The 22,559-nt window shown below is 38.5% G+C and carries 20 protein-coding genes and 1 pseudogene; 11 read left to right on the top strand and 10 right to left on the bottom strand.

Annotated features, from left to right (window positions below; translation table 11 throughout):
* Positions 1-105: 105 nt before the first annotated feature.
* Positions 106-477 (bottom strand): NINE protein, encoded by a 372-nt coding sequence (locus tag ACM03V_RS16620; RefSeq protein ID WP_414621905.1) that lies wholly within the window; start codon positions 475-477, stop codon positions 106-108.
* A gap of 293 nt (positions 478-770) precedes the next feature.
* On the opposite strand from ACM03V_RS16620, the gene ACM03V_RS16615 reads away from it, so the two are divergent.
* Complete coding sequence (locus ACM03V_RS16615) at positions 771-1,094, top strand: DUF1825 family protein (RefSeq protein ID WP_414621904.1); 324 nt, start codon at positions 771-773, stop codon at positions 1,092-1,094.
* Positions 1,095-1,181: 87 nt separating this feature from the next.
* Here the strand turns inward: ACM03V_RS16615 and ACM03V_RS16610 are convergent, their stop codons facing one another.
* The gene (locus tag ACM03V_RS16610; RefSeq protein WP_414621903.1) at positions 1,182-3,104 is read right to left on the bottom strand and encodes a transglycosylase domain-containing protein; all 1,923 of its coding nucleotides are present in this window, start codon (positions 3,102-3,104) and stop codon (positions 1,182-1,184) included.
* Between the two features lie 177 nt (positions 3,105-3,281).
* On the opposite strand from ACM03V_RS16610, the gene tyrS reads away from it, so the two are divergent.
* The 4 genes from tyrS to ACM03V_RS16590 all read left to right on the top strand — a co-directional run bounded on the left by tyrS (position 3,282) and on the right by ACM03V_RS16590 (position 6,580).
* On the top strand, positions 3,282-4,475 hold the full coding sequence (gene tyrS, locus ACM03V_RS16605) for a tyrosine--tRNA ligase (RefSeq protein ID WP_414621902.1): 1,194 nt from the start codon (positions 3,282-3,284) through the stop codon (positions 4,473-4,475).
* A gap of 128 nt (positions 4,476-4,603) precedes the next feature.
* Entirely contained in the window at positions 4,604-5,314 is a 711-nt protein-coding gene (gene pyrF, locus ACM03V_RS16600; protein ID WP_414621901.1) for an orotidine-5'-phosphate decarboxylase, read from the top strand.
* Between the two features lie 2 nt (positions 5,315-5,316).
* Positions 5,317-5,916: a hypothetical protein gene (locus ACM03V_RS16595; protein WP_414621900.1), complete on the top strand. Its 600-nt coding sequence runs from the start codon at positions 5,317-5,319 to the stop codon at positions 5,914-5,916.
* A gap of 373 nt (positions 5,917-6,289) precedes the next feature.
* The gene (locus ACM03V_RS16590) at positions 6,290-6,580 is read left to right on the top strand and encodes a BrnT family toxin (protein WP_414621899.1); all 291 of its coding nucleotides are present in this window, start codon (positions 6,290-6,292) and stop codon (positions 6,578-6,580) included.
* A gap of 211 nt (positions 6,581-6,791) precedes the next feature.
* On the opposite strand, the gene ACM03V_RS16585 is transcribed toward ACM03V_RS16590, so the two are convergent.
* The gene (locus tag ACM03V_RS16585) at positions 6,792-7,136 is read right to left on the bottom strand and encodes a hypothetical protein (protein WP_414621898.1); all 345 of its coding nucleotides are present in this window, start codon (positions 7,134-7,136) and stop codon (positions 6,792-6,794) included.
* A 197-nt stretch (positions 7,137-7,333) separates the two neighbouring features.
* On the opposite strand from ACM03V_RS16585, the gene ACM03V_RS16580 reads away from it, so the two are divergent.
* Positions 7,334-8,740 (top strand): amidase, encoded by a 1,407-nt coding sequence (locus ACM03V_RS16580; protein ID WP_414621897.1) that lies wholly within the window; start codon positions 7,334-7,336, stop codon positions 8,738-8,740.
* A gap of 138 nt (positions 8,741-8,878) precedes the next feature.
* Here ACM03V_RS16580 and ACM03V_RS16575 read toward each other — a convergent pair whose 3' ends face one another.
* On the bottom strand, positions 8,879-9,709 hold the full coding sequence (locus tag ACM03V_RS16575) for an EndoU domain-containing protein (protein ID WP_414621896.1): 831 nt from the start codon (positions 9,707-9,709) through the stop codon (positions 8,879-8,881).
* A gap of 214 nt (positions 9,710-9,923) precedes the next feature.
* Between ACM03V_RS16575 and ACM03V_RS16570 the strand changes: the two genes are divergently transcribed.
* The gene (locus tag ACM03V_RS16570; RefSeq protein ID WP_414621895.1) at positions 9,924-10,109 is read left to right on the top strand and encodes a hypothetical protein; all 186 of its coding nucleotides are present in this window, start codon (positions 9,924-9,926) and stop codon (positions 10,107-10,109) included.
* A 210-nt stretch (positions 10,110-10,319) separates the two neighbouring features.
* Here the strand turns inward: ACM03V_RS16570 and ilvC are convergent, their stop codons facing one another.
* The 3 genes from ilvC to ACM03V_RS16555 all read right to left on the bottom strand — a co-directional run bounded on the left by ilvC (position 10,320) and on the right by ACM03V_RS16555 (position 13,280).
* The gene (gene ilvC, locus ACM03V_RS16565; RefSeq protein WP_414621894.1) at positions 10,320-11,315 is read right to left on the bottom strand and encodes a ketol-acid reductoisomerase; all 996 of its coding nucleotides are present in this window, start codon (positions 11,313-11,315) and stop codon (positions 10,320-10,322) included.
* 141 nt (positions 11,316-11,456) lie between these two features.
* Positions 11,457-12,041, bottom strand: coding sequence for a hypothetical protein (locus ACM03V_RS16560; protein ID WP_414621893.1), 585 nt, complete (start codon positions 12,039-12,041; stop codon positions 11,457-11,459).
* A gap of 369 nt (positions 12,042-12,410) precedes the next feature.
* The gene (locus tag ACM03V_RS16555; protein WP_414621892.1) at positions 12,411-13,280 is read right to left on the bottom strand and encodes an aldo/keto reductase; all 870 of its coding nucleotides are present in this window, start codon (positions 13,278-13,280) and stop codon (positions 12,411-12,413) included.
* 407 nt (positions 13,281-13,687) lie between these two features.
* On the opposite strand from ACM03V_RS16555, the gene ACM03V_RS16550 reads away from it, so the two are divergent.
* From ACM03V_RS16550 to ACM03V_RS16540, 3 genes are all read left to right on the top strand, one after another.
* Positions 13,688-14,458 carry a DUF4349 domain-containing protein gene (locus ACM03V_RS16550; protein ID WP_414621891.1) on the top strand — a complete coding sequence of 257 codons (771 nt, stop codon included), beginning with the start codon at positions 13,688-13,690 and terminating at the stop codon, positions 14,456-14,458.
* A gap of 588 nt (positions 14,459-15,046) precedes the next feature.
* Positions 15,047-16,579, top strand: coding sequence for a SagB/ThcOx family dehydrogenase (locus tag ACM03V_RS16545; RefSeq protein WP_414621890.1), 1,533 nt, complete (start codon positions 15,047-15,049; stop codon positions 16,577-16,579).
* Between the two features lie 1,073 nt (positions 16,580-17,652).
* The gene (locus ACM03V_RS16540; protein ID WP_414621889.1) at positions 17,653-18,414 is read left to right on the top strand and encodes an NYN domain-containing protein; all 762 of its coding nucleotides are present in this window, start codon (positions 17,653-17,655) and stop codon (positions 18,412-18,414) included.
* A gap of 433 nt (positions 18,415-18,847) precedes the next feature.
* On the opposite strand, the gene ACM03V_RS16535 is transcribed toward ACM03V_RS16540, so the two are convergent.
* The gene (locus ACM03V_RS16535; protein WP_414621888.1) at positions 18,848-20,434 is read right to left on the bottom strand and encodes an alkaline phosphatase D family protein; all 1,587 of its coding nucleotides are present in this window, start codon (positions 20,432-20,434) and stop codon (positions 18,848-18,850) included.
* Between the two features lie 307 nt (positions 20,435-20,741).
* Here ACM03V_RS16535 and ACM03V_RS16530 point away from each other — a divergent pair.
* Positions 20,742-21,035: pseudogene (locus tag ACM03V_RS16530) on the top strand (NADAR family protein); the annotation flags it as partial.
* Here the strand turns inward: ACM03V_RS16530 and ACM03V_RS16525 are convergent.
* Together ACM03V_RS16525 and ACM03V_RS16520 are read right to left on the bottom strand one after the other, a co-directional pair.
* Positions 21,032-21,625, bottom strand: coding sequence for a sterol desaturase family protein (locus ACM03V_RS16525; RefSeq protein ID WP_414621887.1), 594 nt, complete (start codon positions 21,623-21,625; stop codon positions 21,032-21,034). The pseudogene ACM03V_RS16530 and the gene ACM03V_RS16525 overlap by 4 nt on opposite strands.
* A gap of 282 nt (positions 21,626-21,907) precedes the next feature.
* Positions 21,908-22,435, bottom strand: coding sequence for a DUF421 domain-containing protein (locus ACM03V_RS16520; RefSeq protein WP_414621886.1), 528 nt, complete (start codon positions 22,433-22,435; stop codon positions 21,908-21,910).
* Positions 22,436-22,559 lie beyond the last annotated feature (124 nt).

Here is a 22,559-nt window from a genome sequence, read left to right as displayed (position 1 = left end):
GGGGGATGGGGGGGATGGGGAGACAAGGAGACAAGGAGAAATAAACTCCCTACTTGTTACTTACTTCTAATTCTTAACTCCTAACTGTTCCCTATTCCCTATTCCCTAATCACTATCTATAAGCTGACGGCGCTTTTGTTCAAATTCGTATTCGGATATTAATCCATCTTGGCGTAAAGCGTCTAATTCTCGTAAATCTTGAGCAAGCGTTTTTACTCCTGAAGCTTTAGAAGAAAAAATGGATTTTGCTGACTTACCCGAATTGAAATTGCGATCAAAAGTATCTTCGTCTTGGGCTAAATACCAAACAGCTTCAATGGCGCAAGCTACTTTGGGTATGGGTGTCCAAGAAAGCAATACATAAAGTATTCCCCATAACGGCTGTCCTAAATAAAACTTGTGTAAGCCTGAGATTGTTACCGCACCAGATAAAGCTAAAATTGCTGCAATACTTCGGCTTTTGTTTTTGGCAAGCATATTCCTAATTTATCTACCTTTTTACCTGCATTGAAATACGGAGCCGCTTTTCGGTTACTTAAAAATATACAGCTATACTAACTAAACGTGCGAAATTGACACTCCTCGACCTAAAGGTAGGAGGATTCTTGGTTCAGTGACATAACTTGCTCAACCAGGCTTGTACCGAGCTGAGTAGAAAGTCACTACTATTGCTTCAGGTTGTTCCCTAGATTAATTAGGTGGATTAAAATAAAAATAGCAGGTGAAGTAACAATATATTAAATCTCAACATTCATTTAAATACAACTAATATGGGATTCTTCGACTCCGACATAGTTCAGCAAGAAGCGAAAAAGCTATTTGAAGATTATCAAGCATTGATTCAGCTTGGTAACAGTTATGGTAAATTCGACCGCGAAGGTAAAAAACTTTTTATCAGCAAGATGGAAGCGATGATGGAGCGCTATCGGGTATTTATGAAGCGCTTCGAGCTATCTGAAGATTTTATGGCGCAAATGACAGTTGAGCAATTAAAAACTCAATTAAATCAATTTGGGGTAACTCCTCAACAAATGTTTGACCAAATGAGTCTTACCTTAGAACGAATGAAAACCGATTTAGAAAGAAATCCTTAATTTAGTCATGAGTTATGAGTTATGAATTATGAGTTAAGAGTTAAAAGATTAAACTTTTAACTCCTAACTGGCGCACCTTCTAAAAAGCTATTTTGCTTTGGGACGAGTAAATTTTGAAGGCGGAGTAAAACTCTGTGCGGGTACGCCTTTTAGCGCTCTAACCATAAAATCACGCCAAATCGGAGCTACATCGCCACCACCTGTCGCACCTCTAGACAAGGTTTTATTGTCGTCCCTACCAATCCAAACGGCAGTAGTTAACTGCGGTACGGTACCTACAAACCATATATCTTTTTCTGAAGATGTCGTTCCCGTTTTACCTGCTGTGGGACGACCTAAAGCAGCATTTTTACCAGTACCCTCAGAAACTACGGTTTGAAGAATGTTGATTGTGGAAGCTGCTGCCCAAGAATCTAAGACTAGTTTGGGTTTCGGTGTATTGTCTAGTAAAACATTACCGCTACTATCGGTAACGCGAGCAATTACCGTTGTTGGTGATTGCCAGCCATAGTTAGCAAAAGTAGCATAAGCCGAAGCCATTTCCAACGGTGTTACCCCAATGGCACCCAAAGGCAAAGAAGTTACGGGTTCCATTGGACTCATGATACCCAAAGTGCGGCTGGTTTCAACTACCTTATTCATCCCGATAGCTTTACCAATCTTAATAACGGGAATATTTCGAGATAGTTTGAGTGCATGACGAATTGACATTGCACCGCCAAAACTGTTGTCATAGTTACGAGGTCTATACCAACCGCTACCGTCTCTATAGCTGACTGGAGTATCGTAGACGATTGAATTAGGAGTATATTTACCAGTCGCAAATGCAGTGTAGTAAACAAAAGGTTTAAAAGCAGAACCAGGCTGTCTTTGAGCTTGAGTACCGCGATTGAATTCGCTTTTTTGAGAATCTACACCACCAACTAATGCTTTAACGTAATGAGTGCGGGGATCTACAGCTACCAAAGCAATTTGGTTTTTATATAAACCGCGACTTAATAGTCGATAATGCCATTTCTTGACAACATCTTCCGCCATTTTCTGGAAATCGATATCGACGGTGGTTTGTACTCGCATACCGCCTTTAAGCAATGCATCGCGACCAAATTTCTTGGCTAATTCTCGCGAAACTTCATTAGTAATGTAAGGTAAAGCACTACCTCCGAAAGACCTAATTCTACCCAGTTTAATCTCTTCTTTTAGTGCAGTATCGTATTGTTTTTGGTCAATCCAACCCAAATCCCGCATTCGTCCTAGAACGGTTTTCTGCTGGAATTTGGCTTTTTCCATGCTTATAAATGGACTGTATCTCTCTGGAGCTTGGATTAATCCAGCCATCATTGCCGATTCAGCCAAATTTAGTTGGCTCGCTGACTTGTTAAAGTAACTACGTGCGGCAGTTTGGACTCCATAATTATTATGACCCCAATAAACTTGGTTGAGGTACATTTCCAAAATATCGTCTTTAGAAAGAATTTGTTCGAGACGAATTGCTAATACAGCTTCAGCTAACTTACGAGTAATTTCGCGTCGCTGGTTAAGAAACAGGTTTTTCACCAACTGCATGGTGATGGTCGAAGCACCTTGACTAACTCCACCGGATGTATAGTTGGTGACAATAGCGCGACCAACACCTTTGGGGTTAATGCCGTGGTGAAAATAGAAATCGCTATCCTCACTCGCTAATACGGCTCGCTTTAGCTCTGGAGAAATTTTTTCTCTAGTAACAACCTCGCGATTCGCTTCACCGTGTAAACTCGTAAGCAACTTACCTTTCATATCGTAAATGTAAGTTGTTTCAGAAGGAAAGAAGTTGCGTAACTGTCTGACATCAGGTAAATTACGGAAACTAATTGCTAAACCGACTAATCCTCCAGCTACAATAGAGCTTGTCAGCATTGTGGCAGCTAACAGAGTTCCGCCAGCTACCTGACCGACTCCTTTGATAAATTCAAAGCCCGACGAAACCGGAGCCTGGGGCTGCTTTTTTTCAAAAGTCCTAGATGACACGGCTATCTCACTTCCTCACTTGTAAATAATAAGTCTAATTAATAAATGCAGGTCAAAGCGGTTGTTTTTTGTAATTATATTAGTTTGTTGTTTGGAGCTATCCCTATCATTTATAGAGCGATCGCGACTAAGCTTACAACCAGAGTTAACACTATAATTAGTAATTTCTAAACTAGCATGGGGCATTCATTCTCTTGGCTACATCGGGGTACTGTAGAAATTTTCCCCCAAGGAGACGATTCCGATCAAGAATCCGAGAGTCTTGAAAAGCTTTTGGAAACATCTGAGAAACCTTTAAGAATTAAATTTGGCATCGATCCTACAGGTGCGGATATTCACCTTGGTCATAGTATACCAATGCGGAAACTGCGAGCTTTCCAAGAGAATGGTCATACAGCAGTACTGATTATTGGTGATTTTACCGCGAGAATAGGCGACCCGTCAGGTAAATCCGAAACACGTCGTCAACTTACACAAGAAGAAGTACAGCAAAATGCTAAAAACTATCTAGAGCAAGTTAGACCGATTTTGGATTTTGACACTCCAGGTAGGTTAGAAGTCCGTTATAACTCCGAATGGCTTAACAAGTTGAACTTAGGGCAAATTTTGGAGTTACTTTCAACAATGACAGTGCAACAAATGTTAGCAAAGGAAGGCTTTGCCGAACGCTATAAGAAAGAGAATCCTATTTTTATCCATGAGTTCCTATATCCATTGATGCAGGGTTACGATTCAGTCGCTGTTGATTCAGATGTAGAATTAGGAGCAACTGACCAAAAGTTTAACATTGCTGTCGGACGAGATTTGCAACGTCACTTCCGTAAAAAGCCACAATTTGGACTGTTGTTACCAATTTTAGTAGGTACTGACGGCGTTCAAAAAATGTCAAAGTCCCTAAATAATTATGTAGCCGTTGCAGAACACCCTTCTCAAAAGTATCAGAAATTACAGGCTATCCCCGATGAACTCCTATCTGATTATTTTGAACTATTAACAGATTTAGATGAAGACAATCTGCCACAAAACCCGAGAGATCGCCAACAGTTATTAGCCAAACAAGTTGTAACTCAGTATCATGGCGAACAAGCTGCCATAGAAGCAGAAAAAGCTGCAGCATCTGGAGGCAAAGCAGGTGAAGTACCAGAATATTCTTTAGCCGAAGTAGAATTCCCCGCTAAACTATTTTATCTTCTTAATGCTAGCGGTTTATGTAAAAGTAGCGGCGAAGGAAGAAGAAAAATTCAGGAAGGTGGAGTGCGCTTAGACGGTGAGAAAATAACAGATACCGACGCTACCTTTAATACCTCAGAAGAATTACAAGGTAAAGTTTTACAACTTGGAAAAAAGAAGTTCGTCAAACTTTTACAGTGAACAGCGATCGGTAAACAGTTAGGAGTTAGGAGTTAGTAATTAATATTTCTCCTTCTCCCCTTGTCCCCTTGTCCCCCTATCTCCCCATCTCCCAATCTCCCCATCTCCCCATCTCCCCCTCATCTCCCATGCAAAAAATCATAGTCCCCTTAGATGTAGCAGATGAATCAAGTGCGATCGCGCTTGTTGAAAAGCTCTCTGAAGTTACTTTTTTCAAGGTTGGTTTGGAGTTGTTTACTAGCTGCGGCCCGAAAATTATAGAAGCGCTTAAATCTCGTCAAAAAAAGATTTTTCTCGATTTGAAGTTTCACGATATTCCGAATACGGTAAAAGGTGCTTGTCGTAGCGCTGCTCGTTATGGTGTAGATTTACTAACTATTCATGCTACTGCTGGTAAAGATGCACTCCAAGCTGCTACTGAGGGTTTAGCGGTCGGTGCCGCACAAGCGGGAGTGGAACCACCTAAATTAATTGCTATTACTTTGCTGACTAGTATTTCTTCGAGGCAATTGGCATTTGATTTGAAGGTTCCTTTAGAGTTGCCGGAATATGCTTTGCAAATGGCGCTTTTGGCTAAGGAATCGGGATTAGATGGGGCAGTTTGTTCGCCTCAAGAAGTTGCAAAATTACGAGATGTTTGTGGAGATGATTTTTTGTTTGTGTGTCCGGGGATACGTCCAAGCTGGGCGGACAAAGGCGACCAAAAACGAACTTTTACTCCAAAGCAAGCTTTACAAGCGGGAGCCGATTATTTAGTGATTGGCAGACCGATTACTGCTGCTGATGAACCGGCGCTGGCTTGGAAGAAGATTTGTGAGGAGTTATCAATTATCAATTAACAATGATCAATTATCAATTCAGAGTAAGAAATTATTATTTATTGCTTGTATGTAGTTTTTGGATTTTAATATCTAATACATCTTCTTATCCTACATTCGCAGCGAATTCTGTTGTTAAGAATACAGTACAAAAAACTTCTTGCTCGAATCAAGATTTAGCTACATTTACTACTAAATTATTACGAGATTTACCGGCTTATTTTAATCGTGCGACTCAACGCGCTCGCCGTTTGGATAGGTCTGTACAGGTTTATAGTTATATGTTGGTAGCTGGGAAACCCGATTTTCAAGCGTTACCTTTGAAAAGCTGGACGGATGAAGCGGATAAATCAGCAAATGGGAAAAATGGAGTCGAACAAGTCTTTTTTACAACTTTAGAACGTCAGTATGTAAAAGGTAAAGCAGTTCAATTACAACAATTTCACTGGCTATTTTTGACGAAAACTGAAAGCGGCTGGCGAGTAGCAATGATGTATTCGCAAACGGGTGGTTATCCCAAACAGCAACCACCGACACCACCGAGAGAAAGTAGTAATAGTGCTGTAGGGCAAGGAATTCAAACTTGGTTGCGCGATTGTCGGGCGGGAAGTATAAGATTTTAGATTTTAACAACACAACGGATGTATTTATTTTAAATTTTACCTAGTAGGTTGGGTTAGGCACTTGAATAAAGTAGCTTGTAATTACCAATAAGTGTTGTGCCGTAACCCAACATCCGAGATATGATTAGTCCACAAAGATTTTCCTCTTCTCATATAATATTGTTTATCCACCATCATGATGTTGGGTTACAACACGATAAACGAATTTTTTAATTACCAACTAGATTTCTTTCGTGTCTAACCCAACCTACAATCTGCTGAGTTTAGAAGAAATCGCAGCCGATATTTTAGCTTTAGAAGCGGAAACCGAAAGAGTTTTAAAAGCAATTATTAGCGAGTAATTATTTAATAAATACTGGGAATGAAATAGATAATGAATTTTGTTTACCGAATTCAAGATATTGAGTTTGAATGGGATATAAACAAAGCTCAGAGCAATTTGATTAAACATGGTGTTAACTTTGAAGAAGCAGCGGAAGTATTTTTCGATCCGTTTTATCAAGAAGGAGAGGCAAGTGCTAATAATGAACAACGCGATTTTATTTTAAGGTATTCGCTATCACAACGTTTGCTATTAGTCGTTTATGTTGAAAGAAAAGTCGTAAAAAGAATTATTTCCGCTCGTCCAGCAATAAAAAATGAAAGGAGATTATATGAGCAATAATCATGAAGAATTGCAACTACAAATACGTCCCCGTGAAAAATAAATTGTTCCGCTCAATATCCCCAAAGATACTTTAGCATCTCTTGAAGAAGTAGCCGCTAGTAGAGATATGTCTGTAGAAGCATTATTGAAATTTTATATCGGACAAGGTTTACGACAGGATATTACCAAATTATTTAATCAACGTTTATTAGAGAAAACAGCACAAGTTTTATCGCGTCATATTCAGTCTGAAGAACAAATTTATATAATTATGCAAGAAATTAAAGCGGAAACAAAGCAATAATTTAATTTGTTCAAAATCAAACATGGAATTACCGTAATAACTTCCATTTCGCCACTGATATAGTTGATAAACTTCTGGGGGAAAGTCTCGCTGTACATCTTTAGTGATTTGTGCAATTTTCGCTGAAGATAAAGCAGGTTTGACAAAAGGGGGGTTATTTTCTTCTTCTGGCGAACGAATCCACCAATCTTCAGTTGCTTGCGGATGTTCGCGTCTTTGTCGCTGCAACCAATTTAAAATTCTATCTAAAGCTTCTGTTAAATCTGACATACAAATTCTCAGCAGTATTTCGAATAAATAAAATTTTAGCAAGATATCCAGGCTACAAAAACTGAGTTAAACTGGGTTATCTCAGCTTGCAATTTCTCCAAGACTTAGATTATGTAGGGGTTACAAGCAAGAAAGTTAAAAATAAAATTCCGACGCTCCCATACGGGAGATTTTCGTTTTAGAGGTAGTTCAAATCAATGAATCAAGTTGATTTAGCGTTCGCATCGGCGTTAAAACAGTCAGAATTAATTCGTAGTAAGGAAATTTCGCCGCTAGAGTTGGTGGAATTATATTTGGAACGCATTCAACAATTTAATTCTAAGTTAGGAAGTTATTTTACTGTTACGGCAGAACAGGCGATTGATGATGCTAAAAACAAAACCGAAATGTTGACGCAAACTGAGGATTTGCCATTATTTTTCGGGGTGCCTATTTCAATTAAAGACTTAAATCCAGTTGCTGGTATTCCTTGCAGTTACGGTAATGCAGCATTACTCGGTAATGTACCAGATTATGATGATGGTGTAGTTGCAAAAATCAAACAAGCTGGTTTCGTCATTTTAGGTAAAACGGCTAGTTCGGAATTAGGTTCATTTCCTTACACTGAAGCTACGGGTTTTCCCCCAACTAGAAATCCTTGGAATTTAGAATATACTTCTGGTGGTTCTAGCGGTGGGGCTGCTTCGGCACTTGCAGCGGGATTGTGTTCGATCGCCCAAGGTTCGGATGGTGGCGGTTCAATTCGCGGCCCTGCGGCTTGTTGTGGTTTAGTCGGTATCAAGCCATCTAGAGGAAGAGTTACTCATGCACCAGTTGGCGATCGCCTCAATGGAATTGCTACAAATGGCCCCATAGCAAGAACCGTAGCCGATGCAGCAGCTTTATTAGATGCTATATCTGGCTATGTTTCGGGAGACTCTTACTGGTTGCCCGAACCCGAAAAAACATTTTTTGCTTCCACTCAAGAAAAACTACAGAATCTACGCATCGCCTTTTGTACCAGCATTCCACCTTTAGGAGAAGCAGACGCAAACTGTCATCAAGGCGTAATCCAAACAGTTAAATTATTAGAAGAATTAGGACATACAGTAGAAGAAAAATGTCCTGACATTAGCGCTTTAGTAGAACCATTTCAGATAGTTTGGCAAGCTAACGTAGCCGCTTCTGGAGTTCCTGTAGAAATTTTACAACCTTTAAATCGCTGGTTATTATCCAGAAGTTGTTCTGCCGGAGAATACTTAAGGGCAGTGTACCAGATGCAGATAGTAGCTCGAAAACTCGTTGGGTTTTTCGACAATATAGACGTATTAGTTATGCCAGTTTATCTACATTCACCCATTCGCGTTGGTGAATGGGCTGCATTAAGTCCCGAAGAAACATTTGATAATATAGTTCGCTGGGTTGCACCTTGTCCAGCAGCAAACGCCACCGGGCAACCTGCAATATCCCTTCCCGTTGGTTTTGACGAAAAAGGTTTACCTATTTCAGTACAGTTAATCGGAAAACCTGCCGCAGAAAACACGATTATCAGCCTAGCAGCACAGTTAGAAGCAGCAAACCCAATGCACGAAAAACGCCCGTTATCAGTTAGCAGTGAACAGTGAACAGTTAGGAGTTAGGAGTTAGGAGTAGTAAGTAGTTAAGAATTCTCTCCCCATCTCCCCCTTCGGGTTCGCCACTTCTCTCAACGGAGGGAACCTCCGCACGAGAGTGGACTCACCATCTCCCCATCTCCCCATCCCCTAACCTTTACACCGCTTCCCTCTCGGAGTCGCATCGGGATAAAATGTAATGATTCCTTTATTCTTTCTAACAAAAACTGTGGGGAAGCTTGTTCCGGTTTCTTTGTCTAACTGTTGATATATACAAGCACCTTCGGTATTTTTTTGTTGTTTATATACTTTAGTTACATCTATCAAAAGTTCTTCGGCGTTGGATAAATAACCATAGCCTTTAATTTCATCTCTTACCGTGCGATCGCGCTGTTTAATAACTACGCCCATTGTATAAATTACGCCTGGAATTACTTCTTGTCTTCCAGGGTTTACGGGAAGTCTGCCAGCAATTTTTTGGTTTTGTAGTTGTAAATATCTACCAGAAAAATGCAATCCACCGATATCGTTTTCGTTGTATATTTCACCGCAGAATATATGTTCAAAGCCTTTATTTTTGAACCAAATATCAGTTAAATCCTGCAAAAATTCTGACTTAGTTTTACGATTCGGACGCAATTCACCTTTAGTAGCTTGTTGAATATTTGTTAATACTTCTGGGTAATTAGATAAAAGCTGCTTAAATTGATTTGGCTTAACTCGCGTACCGATAGCACCACAGGTTTTAAGTACTGCTTTATCGAAGGAATTTAGCACAGGTGCGGGTGGTGTAATGTCTAATCTTGCTCCTGATGGATAATTGACTCGTACCGGATTATCTTGATTATCAAAAAAAGGTAAAAGTTCTGTATCTTGCTGCTGAGCGTTAGCTGGATTATCTAAACCAATAGAAGAAATTAATACTAAAGTTGTTAATCCGCTGAATATTCGTTTTAGGTTGAATACACTATTTGGTTTCATCAGAAGACTTTCGGTATTTGACTTTGTTGTGATACAAATCTTCTAACATAGCTTCCGGAAATATAAATCAAGATAAGCCGAATTTACTTATAAATACCCTTACGGCAAACAAAAAAGAGCGAATAAACTGAATACATCAATTAATCAAGAATTGATTTACGTTTAACGCTTTTACAAAAATATGTTTAGAAAGTCTAATTTTATCGTAATATTTATGCTATTTGCGATCTTTGTCGGAATTGGCGATCGCGTCTTACCAGAGCCGATGAAATCTGCCAGCCTCAACACTCGAACCACCATTAACAAAAGTTTAATTGGGCTATTCCCGACTAGAAGGTCAAAACTTAAACCCCACGAACGAACTAATAAAGCTATAGAAGAAGCGGAAAATAATAAATAAATTGGGGATTGGGAATTGGTAATTGGGAATTGGTAATTGGTAATTGGTAATTGTTAGGAGTTAGGAGTAATTAAGGTCAAAGGTTAAAATTCTCTTTGTCCGCCCATCTCCCCATCTCCCCATCTCCCCCTTCGGGTTCGCCACTTCTCTCAACGGAGGGAACCTCCGCACGAGAGTGGACTCACCATCTCCCCATCTCCCCATCTCCAATTAAGCTTCCTGCATCCAGCTAAACATGGCGCGTAAATCTTTGCCTACTTCCTCGATGGGGTGTTCGGATTCTTGGCGACGCATGGCTGTAAATCCTGGTTTGCCGGATTGATTTTCGACCACGAAGTCTCGCGCAAATTCCCCAGATTGGATTTCTTTGAGAATTTTACGCATTTCTGCTTTGGTTTGGTCGTTTACTACCCTTGGACCTCGGGTATAATCGCCATATTCAGCAGTATTTGAAATGCTATCGCGCATTTTTGCTAGTCCGCCTTCCACAACTAAGTCAACAATCAATTTGACTTCGTGGAGACATTCAAAATAGGCTAACTCTGGCTGATAACCTGCTTCTACTAAGGTTTCAAATCCGGCTTTGATTAAAGCACTTAAGCCACCACATAATACTGCTTGTTCGCCGAATAAATCAGTTTCGGTTTCTTCACGGAAGGTGGTTTCTAAAATACCGCCACGGGTTCCGCCGATACCTTTGGCGTAAGCCATTGCTTTATCCCGTGCTTGCCCTGTGTTGTCTTGATAAACTGCAAACAAACAAGGTACTCCCTGACCTTGTTCGTAAGTGCGCCGTACTAAATGTCCCGGTCCTTTGGGCGCTACCATTACCACATCTACATTTTCAGGTGGTACAACTTGTCCGAAGTGAATGTTAAATCCGTGAGCGAATGCTATAACGTTTCCTTCTTCTAAATTAGGTTCAATCTCTTCTTTATAAACGGTTTTTTGCACCTCATCGGGTAGCAAAATCATGATAAAGTCAGCCTCTTTGGCAGCATCAGCAACACTTTTAACAGTTAACCCACCTTCTTTGGCTTTAGCCGCCGACTTACTACCCGGATACAGTCCAACAATCACATTCATCCCACTATCTTTAAGGTTGAGAGCGTGGGCATGACCTTGAGAACCAAAGCCGATAATCGCTATAGTTTTTCCTGCTAATAGGTCTAAGTTAGCATCCGAATCGTAGTACATCCGAGCCATAATTTCGCCTTATGAGATGAGCATCCCGATTAATTACAGACTTTTTATCTTACCGTAAAGCGGGTACTTAAGTCGGTTGGCGTTGAAAATCGTAATCATGGCAAGGGAGTAGAGGGAACGGGGAATAGAATTCCTACATTATCAACCTGAAAACCCGCCCATTACCCATCCAATTGCTAATCCTACTGCGGCAATTCCGCTCAAACTTAGCATTGCTGCATCGAAACTATCTAATGCACTTCTTAACTGTCTTCCGGCTTTATTATTAGTCACAATGAGGTTGCAGTACCAAACTATATGAAAAGCTAATCTACCCAAGCCGCCTAATGTCAATACGAGTGCAAAAACTAATATAAAAGCTGGAACTACAATTCCGCGTGTTTTACATACAAATATTAATATAAATACGAATAATAAAATATTAAAACCTAATAAACCGAAAAATAGGGGGTTTAAAACAGGCAATTTCAAATAACATAAAGCAACAGCTAAAATAACTTGCGAAGCAATTAAAGCGGCGACTAATAATTTAGTACTTTTAAAAATAATATAAACGGTACCAGCTAACGGATAAATTGCAAAATAAATAACTAATATCTGTTTCAATTGGTCTGGCTGTAACAATAGTGGTTGTACCTGAGATACGTTAATCATACAGCCATTAAATACAGAAACCATCAAGAATGAGATTAGCCAACCCCAATTAGTAATTAAAGGGTATCGCATGAATTTGCGATAATATTCGTTATTATTTATTGTGTTAGATACGATTTTAAATGGCAGCATAGGTGGATCTTTTATCTCTGTTTACGTAATCAAATTTAGCAGCGAATCAAGCATAAAAATGATGTCTAAAACACATATTCTCTGATTATTTTTCTAACTATAAAGTTCAATAAACTTGAGACATGATTTAATATGCAATTAATTTATTTTTAACTTATAATCGTTAAACAATTGATTTGATAATTTTATCTAAATTGTTAGCTAATTAAATTAAAACCGTTCATGATTAGCTTCAAGTTTCCATCAAAAAACATCGGTAATAAATACTAAAATAATCATTACCTTTAATTACAAATAAAAAAACTAATGCTATGAAGTTTCTTTGTCGATTTTTTGTACTTCTGAAACTGACAATTTAATATCCACGGCTTTTACCGAATCTTCAACGCTGCTGACTTTACTAGCACCGGGAATCGGTAATATACAAGATGATTTAGAACGCAACCACGCTAGAACTATGCAGTATACCGATACGTTTTTCTCTTCGGCTAACTTAGCGATCGCTGCAATATCTGTTAAATTATCATGGCGACGACGACCGCCAAACGGACTCCAAGGTAAAAAAGTTAAACCTTCTTTTTCGCAATATTCCAGCACTCCATCGGTTTCTGGTTGTCGCTGCCAAGGACTATATTGATTTTGCACTGAAACGATATCAACTACATCCCGCGCTTGCTTAATTTGTTCTACCGAAAAATTAGAAACCCCAATTTGATTAATCATTCCTGCTTCCTGGGCAACTTTAGCAGGTGTGAGAGATGCTTCGATAGTATAATCTGGGTCTGGTGAATGATATTGCCAGATATCTATGGGTTTATTACCGCCAAAAGCTGCAAAACTGACTTGAATAGTTTCCCGTAGATGTTCTGGATTACCGTTGCGAGTCCAGCTTTGATCGGGACGCATCAAACCGCCTTTCGTAGCGACAATGACATTACTGGTATCCCCGCTATAAGTTTGCAAAGCTTTGTGAATCAATCGCTCGTTATGATGCTTGTCCGATTCATCCTTACAGTAAGAGTCGGCAGTGTCAATAAAGGTAATGCCCAAATCCAAGGCACGATGAATAACATTTATTGATTGCGATTCCGTCGGACGATCGTAAACTGACATTGGCATTCCACCCAGACCGATCGCGCTTGCAGAAACACCGCTTTTTCCAAGTTGTGTGGTTTCCATATTTATATTTAATTTATATTACTTCATCCCCAGAGCCATTATTGGTTTAACAGCTAAAGCAGTGGTTTAGAAACCATCCAAAGGTTATAGTTTTGCATTTTGATCGCAAAATATTCCCGTCTTTATTTTTTACCTGGGGGAGATGACAAAAAAGACACAATGACCTGTGCGTTCAATTGATGAAGGGGGGTAGGACTATCAGCCCTTGTCACAGATTAAAACTTTAGACACATATATAAAATATTAGTTTCCGTCAAGTTATCTTATAACAAGAAACTAACAAATTAATTATAAATTTAATCAGTATTTATACGTTAACTATGTTTAAATTCTACACTAACTTTTTTCTATGTTTGTTGAAAAGCAAGTCAAGTTTATTTCTAAGCTTTTTTTTAGGAAGTTTAATTTTGACGAGTTGCGCGTCAGAGTCTTATGACAAAAGTTATAGCGAACCGCAGAGTATAGTCTCATCTGATGCAGTTCAAGAAGTTGCCGATGTTGCTCTTAACGAACCATTACCTCAAAAAAAACCACAGCTAATTAAAAAAGCGAGGATGACAGTAATTGTTCAATCTTTAGATCGAAGTGTCGATGCTGTAAAGAAAATTATCAATCAAAAACAAGGTTATTTACTCAGCTTAGAAGAAAGACAACTGGGTGGTTCCTCGAAACGCCCTAGCGCTTCAGTTCAAATGCGAGTTCCGCAAAATGTTTTGGAAACAACTCTTGATGAATTATCAGAATTAGGAACCTTACAAAGTCGTAATATCAGCGCTGAAGATGTCGGCGAACAAATAGTTGATTTTCAAGCAAGATTAAGTAATTTACGCAGAACCGAAAGTAATTTACAGAAAATTATGGATAAATCGGGTTCTGTCAAAGATATTTTAAGCGTTGCTCAAGAACTTAGTAAAGTGCGAGAACAAATTGAAAGAATAGCCGCTCAATTAAAAAGCCTGCAAAATCAAGTTGCCTATTCTACGATTACATTAAATTTAGAAGCAGCTGTTTCTACTACTAGCAATCAACCTGGATTACCATCACAAATTCAAGATGCCTGGAATAATTCGACTAGTACAGAACGGCGCATTTACCGTTGGATTAATGAAGCTGGGTATTTGGTTGATAGTTTACACTCCATATTTATTAATTTTGGTTGCTGTTGGCTATTTCCTTAAGCGTAAATTTCGTTCTTCTCAACGTTTACAGCAAACTCCGCGATCAAGAAATTCTGAAAATAATTAACTAATTGGGGATTGGGGAGCCAACTAAAAATTGCGATGATAAATTAATTTTATTAACGAATATGATTTTGTTGGCTTAATTAATTAGGACTTACGCAGCTATAACGGAAAGTGTAGTGTTCTAAACATTCTAGATCCCCCAACCCCCCTTTTTAAGGGGGACGCTATTAAGTCCTATTAATAATAAAGATCGATAAACCCGGTATCTTTGATATATCGTGTTTTTTAGAGGATACATTTTTTTAATACACAAATTAGATAATGATAGAATTATCGCTTTTCCGGACATACTTTCAGAAGTATTGAAATGTTCGGTAATTTATTTTCTGAAAAAATAATTTTTAAAAGTCAAAAATAAGAAATTCGTATCCAATTCCCTATGCCCCATGCCCTATTGCCAATACCCATCCCCACTCATAAAAGTTTACGAAACAATAAAATAACTTAGGTTTGTACTTTTTATCACGAAATAATGACCGTTAAGAATGCCAAGATATGTGTTATAAGCGTATCCGAAGACTTATGCCAGAATTACGCCAGTCAATCGCCCAGCATTATCACGAACGCACTAAGTATGACCCAGAAACTATATCGGTCAAAAACAAAGGCTTGGATTGGGCTAAACAACCAGTACCTTTTAAAGAGTACAAAATTGGTTCAACTTTCGATTTAAAGCCTTATATCAAAGAACAACCGAATTCATTCAATAATAATTTAGAAGCGCAATGGTGGCAAAGACTTTCCAGACTGCTGTTTTGCAGCTATGGTTTGACTGCCAGAATGCCTTCGATGGGAAACACGATTTACCTGCGTGCTGCTCCTTCTGCAGGAGGCTTGTATCCGGCAGAAATGTATTTGATTTCTAAAGGTACGCCGCTTTTGCCTCCTGGTTTGTATAACTATCAATGTCGGACTCATTCCCTGATGCATTATTGGGAAAGCGATGTTTGGGAAAAGTTGCAATCAGTTTGTCTAGAAAATTCTTCGTTGCAAAGCGCGACTCTTGCAATCGTCCTCACTTCTGTTTTTTATCGCTCTGCTTGGCGTTATCAAGATAGGGCTTACCGTCGAATTTGCCTCGATACGGGACATCTGATCGGTAATATCGAATTAGCTGGCGCTCTTACCGGCTATCGTCCCCATTTAATCGGCGGTTTTGTTGATGAAGATGTCAACGAACTGCTTTATATTAACTCCTCTCAAGAAGGCGCGATCGCAGTTGTTGGTTTGGAAGACTTACAGGATAACAAGCAAAAATCCGAGAGGGCGCGTACTGCTTTACCTTCTGCCACCGAAACCGATTTTCCCCAAATTCCTGATGGAGAATTGCTTGATTATTTCCATTGTGCTACACAGATTCAACCGGGTACCACTGGTAACTTGAATCTACCAGAAGTGAATCTTGATAAATCGATTGAGGACAAATACAACTTTAGTTTTTGCGATAAAATTTCCACCGCTACCAAACCAGTTTATTGGGGCAAAAAATTAGAAGAGTTAGAAGAAACGATTCTTAAACGTCGTTCTACTCGTGCTTTTAGCGGTGAAACTTTGCAATTTGATGAATTGAAAGCTCTACTCGATTTCACTTATCAACCCCAAAATTATGTTGACCAAAATTTAGATAACTCTCCAGACTATTTTGATTTAAGTCTAATCGAAACCTTCATTGCTGTTTCTGGAGTGGAGGGTTTAGAAAGGGGTTGTTACTATTACGCTCCTTCTTCACAGGAATTGCGTCAAATACGCTTTAAAAATTTCCGACGAGAGTTGCATTTCCTCTGCTTGGGACAAGATTTGGGGCGAGACGCATCTGCTGTGATTTTCCATACTGCCGACCTCAAAAGCGCTGTAGCTCAATACGGCGATCGAGTTTACCGCTATCTGCACATGGATGCCGGACATTTAGGGCAAAGACTTAATTTAGGTGCAATTCATTTAGGTTTAGGCGTTAGCGGTATTGGTGGCTTCTTTGATGACAAAGTAAATGAAGTCCTCGGCATCCCCGACAAAGAAGCAGTTTTGTACATCACTACTTTAGGAAGAGCGAGATAAGTAAGCGCGATACATAAAGGTGAGCGATTATCTAACGACTCACTCCGTGTATCGCCCTCCGGGCGACGCAAGCCTTACTCGCGGCAAACGACCCGTTAGGGTAACGCTTAACGCGCTCAGGAGGAATATACCGATTTGAAGATAAACTCGAACTTTAAATATGCTTGCGGAATTAGCAGCAAATATAAAAGCTTATTATTAGATAGTTAAGTAATATTAAGATGAAAGTTTATCAAGAATCGGTATTATCCACACTTAAATATCATAAACAAATGTTAACTTAGAGTTAAACGTTGTTAAACCGTTAAAATACTTATATATAAGATAATTCGATAAGTTAGATAGTTTAAAGTAAAGATAGGTTAGACAAGGCGATATAGCTTTGAATTGGGCTAGATATCAAATAAAAGCGAATTTTAAAATGTTTAATATTAAAGTTTATCCGAAAATTTATCGAGCTTTCAGCTTTCAGCTACTAGTGGGTTTAAGACCCTACCGTAGTAGAGACGGTGCAAGCCGTCTTGTTAGGGTCAAATCCCCATCAAATTGCCAGCTAATAGCTGATAGCTAATAGTTAATAGCTTTAATTAGATAAAAGTACCCGAAATGGTGTTTTACTCTGTGAATACTTATCAAATCATTAAGAAACGTTTTTTCTGCATTACATAATATGAATATAATTGGCAGTCAAAGGCTAATTTTGAAATATTTTCTAAGTGGATTTACAACCGTATATTCACATAGATTATTTCAATTAGTTTTATTAATATACTCAAAACAGACATTTTTGAGTTATAACCTTTAAAATGAATTGTCAACCTGTAATATTACTTACCCAACTTCGGTTAATATCAGTTTTGTAATCGGCAGCCAAAGCCTTCTTTGCTGCAATTGCTAATAAGGGATTGTTCCTGAATTGTTAGTAAATATGCCGAATACTTTATGTGGACAAGCGTGAAGTTCATAGAATATTACTTTAAACCATTTGCATTCTTCGGATTAAAAATCCCGTACTTTATCTCGTTCTCGTCATAAATCAAAAAAATTACCTGTTTTTACATTCAGAGGTATCAATGACTATTAATAGTTTTACTCAAGCACAAAGACCAAAAAGACCAGTTAAACAGCAATTAGAATACCAAAGACCAGAATATCAACGACCCAATTTGATAGTTCCTGATGCTCCTCCTGTTCCTGATCTTCCCGACGACTATATGGAAACACCGGAGATTAGCCCGGATGGCAGTATTTTCACTTGTCCGAATCGCGGCAGAGTAGCAATTTTCATCGATGGTGCAAATTTATTTTATGCAGCATTGCAGCTTGGAATTGAAATTAACTATGCCAAGCTACTTAGCTGCTTAGCAAAAGATTCAAAATTGTTGCGTGCATTTTTCTACACGGGAGTAGATCCAACTAACGAGAAACAACAGGGTTTCTTATTGTGGATGCGTCGGAATGGCTATCGCGTCATCACCAAAGATTTGGTGCAATTCCCAGATGGTTCTAAAAAAGCCAATCTTGATGTCGAAATTGCTGTAGACATGATGAATTTAGCCCCTTACTACGACACTGCGGTTTTAGTAAGCGGTGATGGCGATTTAGCTTATGCAGTAAATGCAGTCTCCTATCAAGGTTCCAGAGTTGAAGTAGTTAGTTTGCGTTCAATGACTAGTGAAAGCTTAATTGATGTTGCCGACTGCTTTGTTGATTTAGATGCAATCAAAAAACATATTCAAAAAGAATCCGATTCAGAGTACAGCTATAGACCGCTATCACATTTTGACATACACCCACCAATTCACGCAGAACAACCACATTACCCAAAATCTTAATTAATAATTTGTGATTCGTAGTTATGAACAAGCTAATAGATTTTGGATTATTTCTTCTGACTCCCTCTCCTTACAAACCGCGTACACATAAGTCTTCTAAGTTTGTTTTATAGCGTTTTGATCCCCCCTAACCCCCCTTAATAAGCGGGGAATTGGAATTAAAGTCCCTTTTGAAAACAAGGGAAATCAAAGTTAAATTACCCCTTAAAAAGGGGGATTTAGGGGGATCTTACAAGATGTGTGTACGCGGTAGCTCTGTAAGGAGAAGGCTGGGGTGAGGTAAAGTAGGCTTTTGATTTGAATTTACAACGCTTTAAAGCCTGTATTCCTGGAATATATGCATAAATGCAAAATCCATAATCTAAAATCCAAAATCCAAAATCCAAAATCCAAAATTATAAGTTATTCACAATTGCGAATCACGATTTATAAATTACGAAGCCGGTAAATCTACGCTGTAAAGGGTTTTTCCTTCAAGATTATGCAGCGCAACGCTCATAACTTTGGTTTGAGAGTTGATTTTCACCGTACCAAAAAATTGCAAATTATCTTTTGGCGATCTATTTGGTTTGATTGTCGAGTCTACGCTTTGAAACTTTACTTGCGGGCCAAAAGTATTATCTAGCTGATTTGGCCCAAAAGTACCGGAATTCAAAGGGCCAGCGACAAACTCCCAAAATGGTGTAAATTCGCTAAACTGTGCCTTGTTGGGGTCGTAATAATGGGCTGCTGCATAATGTACGTCAGCGGTTAACCACACCACGTTACGGATATTTTTCTGTTTAATAAAACGTAATAAATCAGCAATTTCTAATTCTCTCCCTAACGGCTCACCATTACCGTTAGATGCATTTTCAAACTTGGTTTCACCATCTTTGACTAACAACCCGATAGGCATATCGGAAGCAATAACCTTCCAAGTTGCCTTTGAATAAAGTAATTGATTTTTCAACCAGCGCACCTGAGAATTACCTAAAAACGCCGTTTCCGCACTTGCCTGCTGCTGACGGTTAGCTGTATTCGGTCCTCGGTAGCTGCGCTCATCTAACATAAATACTTCTAAATTTGATCCGTATTTATAAGAACGATAAATTTGTTCTGGATCGTTATCGTCAAAGCGTATGGGTGTATACTCCATAAAGGCTTGTTTAGCTCTGGCTGCTAACAATGAAACGCTTTTAACTTTGTAGCGATCGTCATCATCTAACATTTTGCCGGGATACCAATTATTAACAGTTTCGTGGTCATCCCACTGCACCAACTGCGGAACTTCAGCATTGAACCGCTTCACATTTTCATCAAGCAAATTATAAACATAATTGCCGCGAAACTCCTGTAAAGTTTCCGCAACCTTGGACTTTTCCGGGGTAACAATATTCTTCCAAATACTGCCATCATCCAACTTCACCGTACTCTCAATTGGCCCATCGGCATAGATATAGTCGCCAGAATGAATAAAAAAATCCGGTTTGAGTTGCCGGATTGTTTCGTAGATTTTCATACCGCCAAAGTCTGGATTAATACCCCAACCTTGTCCGGCAGTATCGCCAGACCAGGCAAAGAATATATCGTCATTTTGTGCGGGAGTGCGTAAATTTCCCGTATAAGGAGCGCTGTAAGTATTGATATCTGCCAAATCCTGAAAAACAACGCGGTAAAAAACTTGCTCTCCAGTTGGTAAATTATTCAAATTAACTCGCGCTGTAAAATCGCTAACTTCCAAAGCCGCAGGGCCAATAACTCGCCGTGCATTCTTGAAAGATTCATTAGTTGCATAATCAACAATCATTCGAGCCGGTTTATCGCTACGACTCCAAATAACCGCGCTATTTGCATTAACATCGCCGCTAGCAACACCGTAGGGTATTTTTGGACGCATTTTATCCGATGTAATAATAGCCGGTGCTTGAGCAAAACTCTTATTTTGTAAAAAGTTTGTGGCAATGATTCCGATAGTTGCAATAGTACTACTTAGCAAAAAGCGACGGCGAGAAATATTTTGTAAGGGTTTGGGTTTCATGTCTTCTAATTATTATTGAGTGCAAAATCCTTTTTTTGCCTACATTCTCGCTCATGAAATAATTTTCCGCAATTTTACCTAGATTAATTTTGATAAAGAATATCTGGCGGTTGAAACCGCTTCTATACAGGCAAAACCCACCTCCGTGGGTTTAAATCAATCAAATAAATAAAAATTATAAAAAGTTCGTAGTTCGTAGGTTGGGTTAGGTGCTTGAATAATCATGATATTTAACAAAAAAATGATGTCAGCACCGTAACCCAACATTCAATTATGGTGATTACGAAATATCTCTATTTATCCTCGTCATTTAGAAGAAATTCTGCAAGCTAAAACCCCTAAACAAACTGCCACGATGGGAAGAGATAGAAAACGTCCTTTACGTGCTGATTGGGAAGAAGTAAAAGATGATGTGATGCGAAAAGCTGTTTTAAAAAAATTTGAAACTCATGACGAAATCCGCGCAATTCTACTTTCAACTGGTGATGAAGAAATAATCGAAAATGCACCAGGGGATTATTACTGGGGTTGCGGTAAAAATGGTACCGGAAAGAATATGCTGGGGAAAATATTAATGGAAGTACGAGAGAAATTACGTTAAACCTGCTTTTGAATTGAAGCTAATTTTTCATTGTCAAAATTCGCATCTTGAGTACCCAAAAGTTTATCCCAAAATGTGAAATATAGTCCGTAATGTAAGGTGTATTTACGATGATGTATTAGATGGTGTTTTGAGCCAATAAACCATTTTCCTAACCAATTTGAATAAAAGGATGAGGGAAATAACTCAAATCCAATATGATTAAATACTGCCCACACACTCATTACTATCAACGCTGTAAGCAAAGGAATGTAATGAAGTGGTAATACAAAAATTATGCCTACAAAGAAAACAGCCTGTATAAATGCTTCACTTGGATCGAATGCAAAAGATGTCCAAGGTGTTGGCTCTCCGGAACGATGATGTCCGTAATGTAGCTTTTTAAACAGTAAGGGATGGTGAAATAATCGATGCATAAAGTAAAAATATGCATCTTGAAAAATAAGTAACGCAATAAAACTAACGCCTAAATACCACAATCCATATTTATCTATAGAAGTATATAAACGTGTAAATCCTAAATCGTATCCTGCTATAACTAATGCCGCGCAAAAAGCGAAAATTACCGCGCATAATAACGATAATTCCATATCTTTTTTAATCTTTTCCCATAGCAAAGGCTGACGGCGAGGTTTTAATAAAATAAAATAGAAAAGTAAATGCGTTCCCCCGCAGATTAAAAAGTATCGACTAATAATTATGCCGAAAAGAGCAAGCCAGTCTAAGCAAAGCTTGTTCAAGATTAATAACAAATTCTGTTGCAAACTAAGTTCCTAACTGATTAAAATTTAGCCGAGCTATCTATTAAATTTTATCCTATAACAGAATATTATTATCATGACTTTTGCAACGTCGGAAATATTCTATTAAATCTAAGCAGTTTGTTGTTTCGGATAACCCTTAACATCAAGTAGTGCAGAAGCTGAAGAATCTTTAAGTTTCTTAATAACGCTAAAGCTACCATCTGTTTCTAAAATTACTGCTTCTGCTTGCTCTATTTCTGCTAACCCATTTGTACGCAATGCAGCTAATACCTCACCTTCTGTTACTCTTTGATGTCGCATAGCATGATGCTGAAATTCACCTTGAAAAAGTAATAAAGTCGGTTCTGCTTTAACCCATCCTTGGAATATATTAGAACGTACAGAAATCCAAGTAATAATAAATTGAAATAATACTAACATTCCAATTGCTAATACTCCTTGTGCTAAGGAAGTATCTTTCGATAACATGAGACTTGCTAACAGCGAACCGAATGCAATAGTAATAATGAAATCAAAGGAATTCCATTTCGATAAAGTCCGCTTACCGGAAATACGCATCAGGAAAATTACGGCTATATAGCCAAGTGTTCCAACTAGTAACGTATGTTGTAGAGCATCCCAACTATTAAATAACAAACTTTTTCCCCACTTACAAATATAAAAAACTTAGGCAGAATTATTCTATTGATAATTTCTGCGTTAAAAAATCATTTTTAAGTAATCCTAAATATAGAGATTACCATATATTTTGTTATAAAAA

Origin of the sequence: Calothrix sp. CCY 0018 (genome assembly GCF_963920925.1) — a bacterium.
In the GTDB taxonomy this organism is placed as follows: domain Bacteria; phylum Cyanobacteriota; class Cyanobacteriia; order Cyanobacteriales; family Nostocaceae; genus Rivularia.
This window is presented reverse-complemented; position numbering and strand designations above follow the sequence as displayed.

Excerpts from the sequence above, each read along its gene's own strand:
- ACM03V_RS16620 (WP_414621905.1), bottom strand. The coding sequence starts at position 477 with ATGCTTGCCAAAAACAAAAGCCGAAGTATTGCAGCAATTTTAGCTTTA.
- ACM03V_RS16615 (WP_414621904.1), top strand. The coding sequence starts at position 771 with ATGGGATTCTTCGACTCCGACATAGTTCAGCAAGAAGCGAAAAAGCTA.
- tyrS (WP_414621902.1), top strand. The coding sequence starts at position 3,282 with ATGGGGCATTCATTCTCTTGGCTACATCGGGGTACTGTAGAAATTTTC.
- pyrF (WP_414621901.1), top strand. The coding sequence starts at position 4,604 with ATGCAAAAAATCATAGTCCCCTTAGATGTAGCAGATGAATCAAGTGCG.
- ACM03V_RS16595 (WP_414621900.1), top strand. The coding sequence starts at position 5,317 with ATGATCAATTATCAATTCAGAGTAAGAAATTATTATTTATTGCTTGTA.
- ACM03V_RS16590 (WP_414621899.1), top strand. The coding sequence starts at position 6,290 with ATGAATTTTGTTTACCGAATTCAAGATATTGAGTTTGAATGGGATATA.
- ACM03V_RS16585 (WP_414621898.1), bottom strand. The coding sequence starts at position 7,136 with ATGTCAGATTTAACAGAAGCTTTAGATAGAATTTTAAATTGGTTGCAG.
- ACM03V_RS16580 (WP_414621897.1), top strand. The coding sequence starts at position 7,334 with ATGAATCAAGTTGATTTAGCGTTCGCATCGGCGTTAAAACAGTCAGAA.
- ACM03V_RS16575 (WP_414621896.1), bottom strand. The coding sequence starts at position 9,709 with ATGAAACCAAATAGTGTATTCAACCTAAAACGAATATTCAGCGGATTA.
- ACM03V_RS16570 (WP_414621895.1), top strand. The coding sequence starts at position 9,924 with ATGCTATTTGCGATCTTTGTCGGAATTGGCGATCGCGTCTTACCAGAG.
- ilvC (WP_414621894.1), bottom strand. The coding sequence starts at position 11,315 with ATGGCTCGGATGTACTACGATTCGGATGCTAACTTAGACCTATTAGCA.
- ACM03V_RS16560 (WP_414621893.1), bottom strand. The coding sequence starts at position 12,041 with ATGCGATACCCTTTAATTACTAATTGGGGTTGGCTAATCTCATTCTTG.
- ACM03V_RS16555 (WP_414621892.1), bottom strand. The coding sequence starts at position 13,280 with ATGGAAACCACACAACTTGGAAAAAGCGGTGTTTCTGCAAGCGCGATC.
- ACM03V_RS16545 (WP_414621890.1), top strand. The coding sequence starts at position 15,047 with ATGCCAGAATTACGCCAGTCAATCGCCCAGCATTATCACGAACGCACT.
- ACM03V_RS16540 (WP_414621889.1), top strand. The coding sequence starts at position 17,653 with ATGACTATTAATAGTTTTACTCAAGCACAAAGACCAAAAAGACCAGTT.
- ACM03V_RS16535 (WP_414621888.1), bottom strand. The coding sequence starts at position 20,434 with ATGAAACCCAAACCCTTACAAAATATTTCTCGCCGTCGCTTTTTGCTA.
- ACM03V_RS16525 (WP_414621887.1), bottom strand. The coding sequence starts at position 21,625 with ATGGAATTATCGTTATTATGCGCGGTAATTTTCGCTTTTTGCGCGGCA.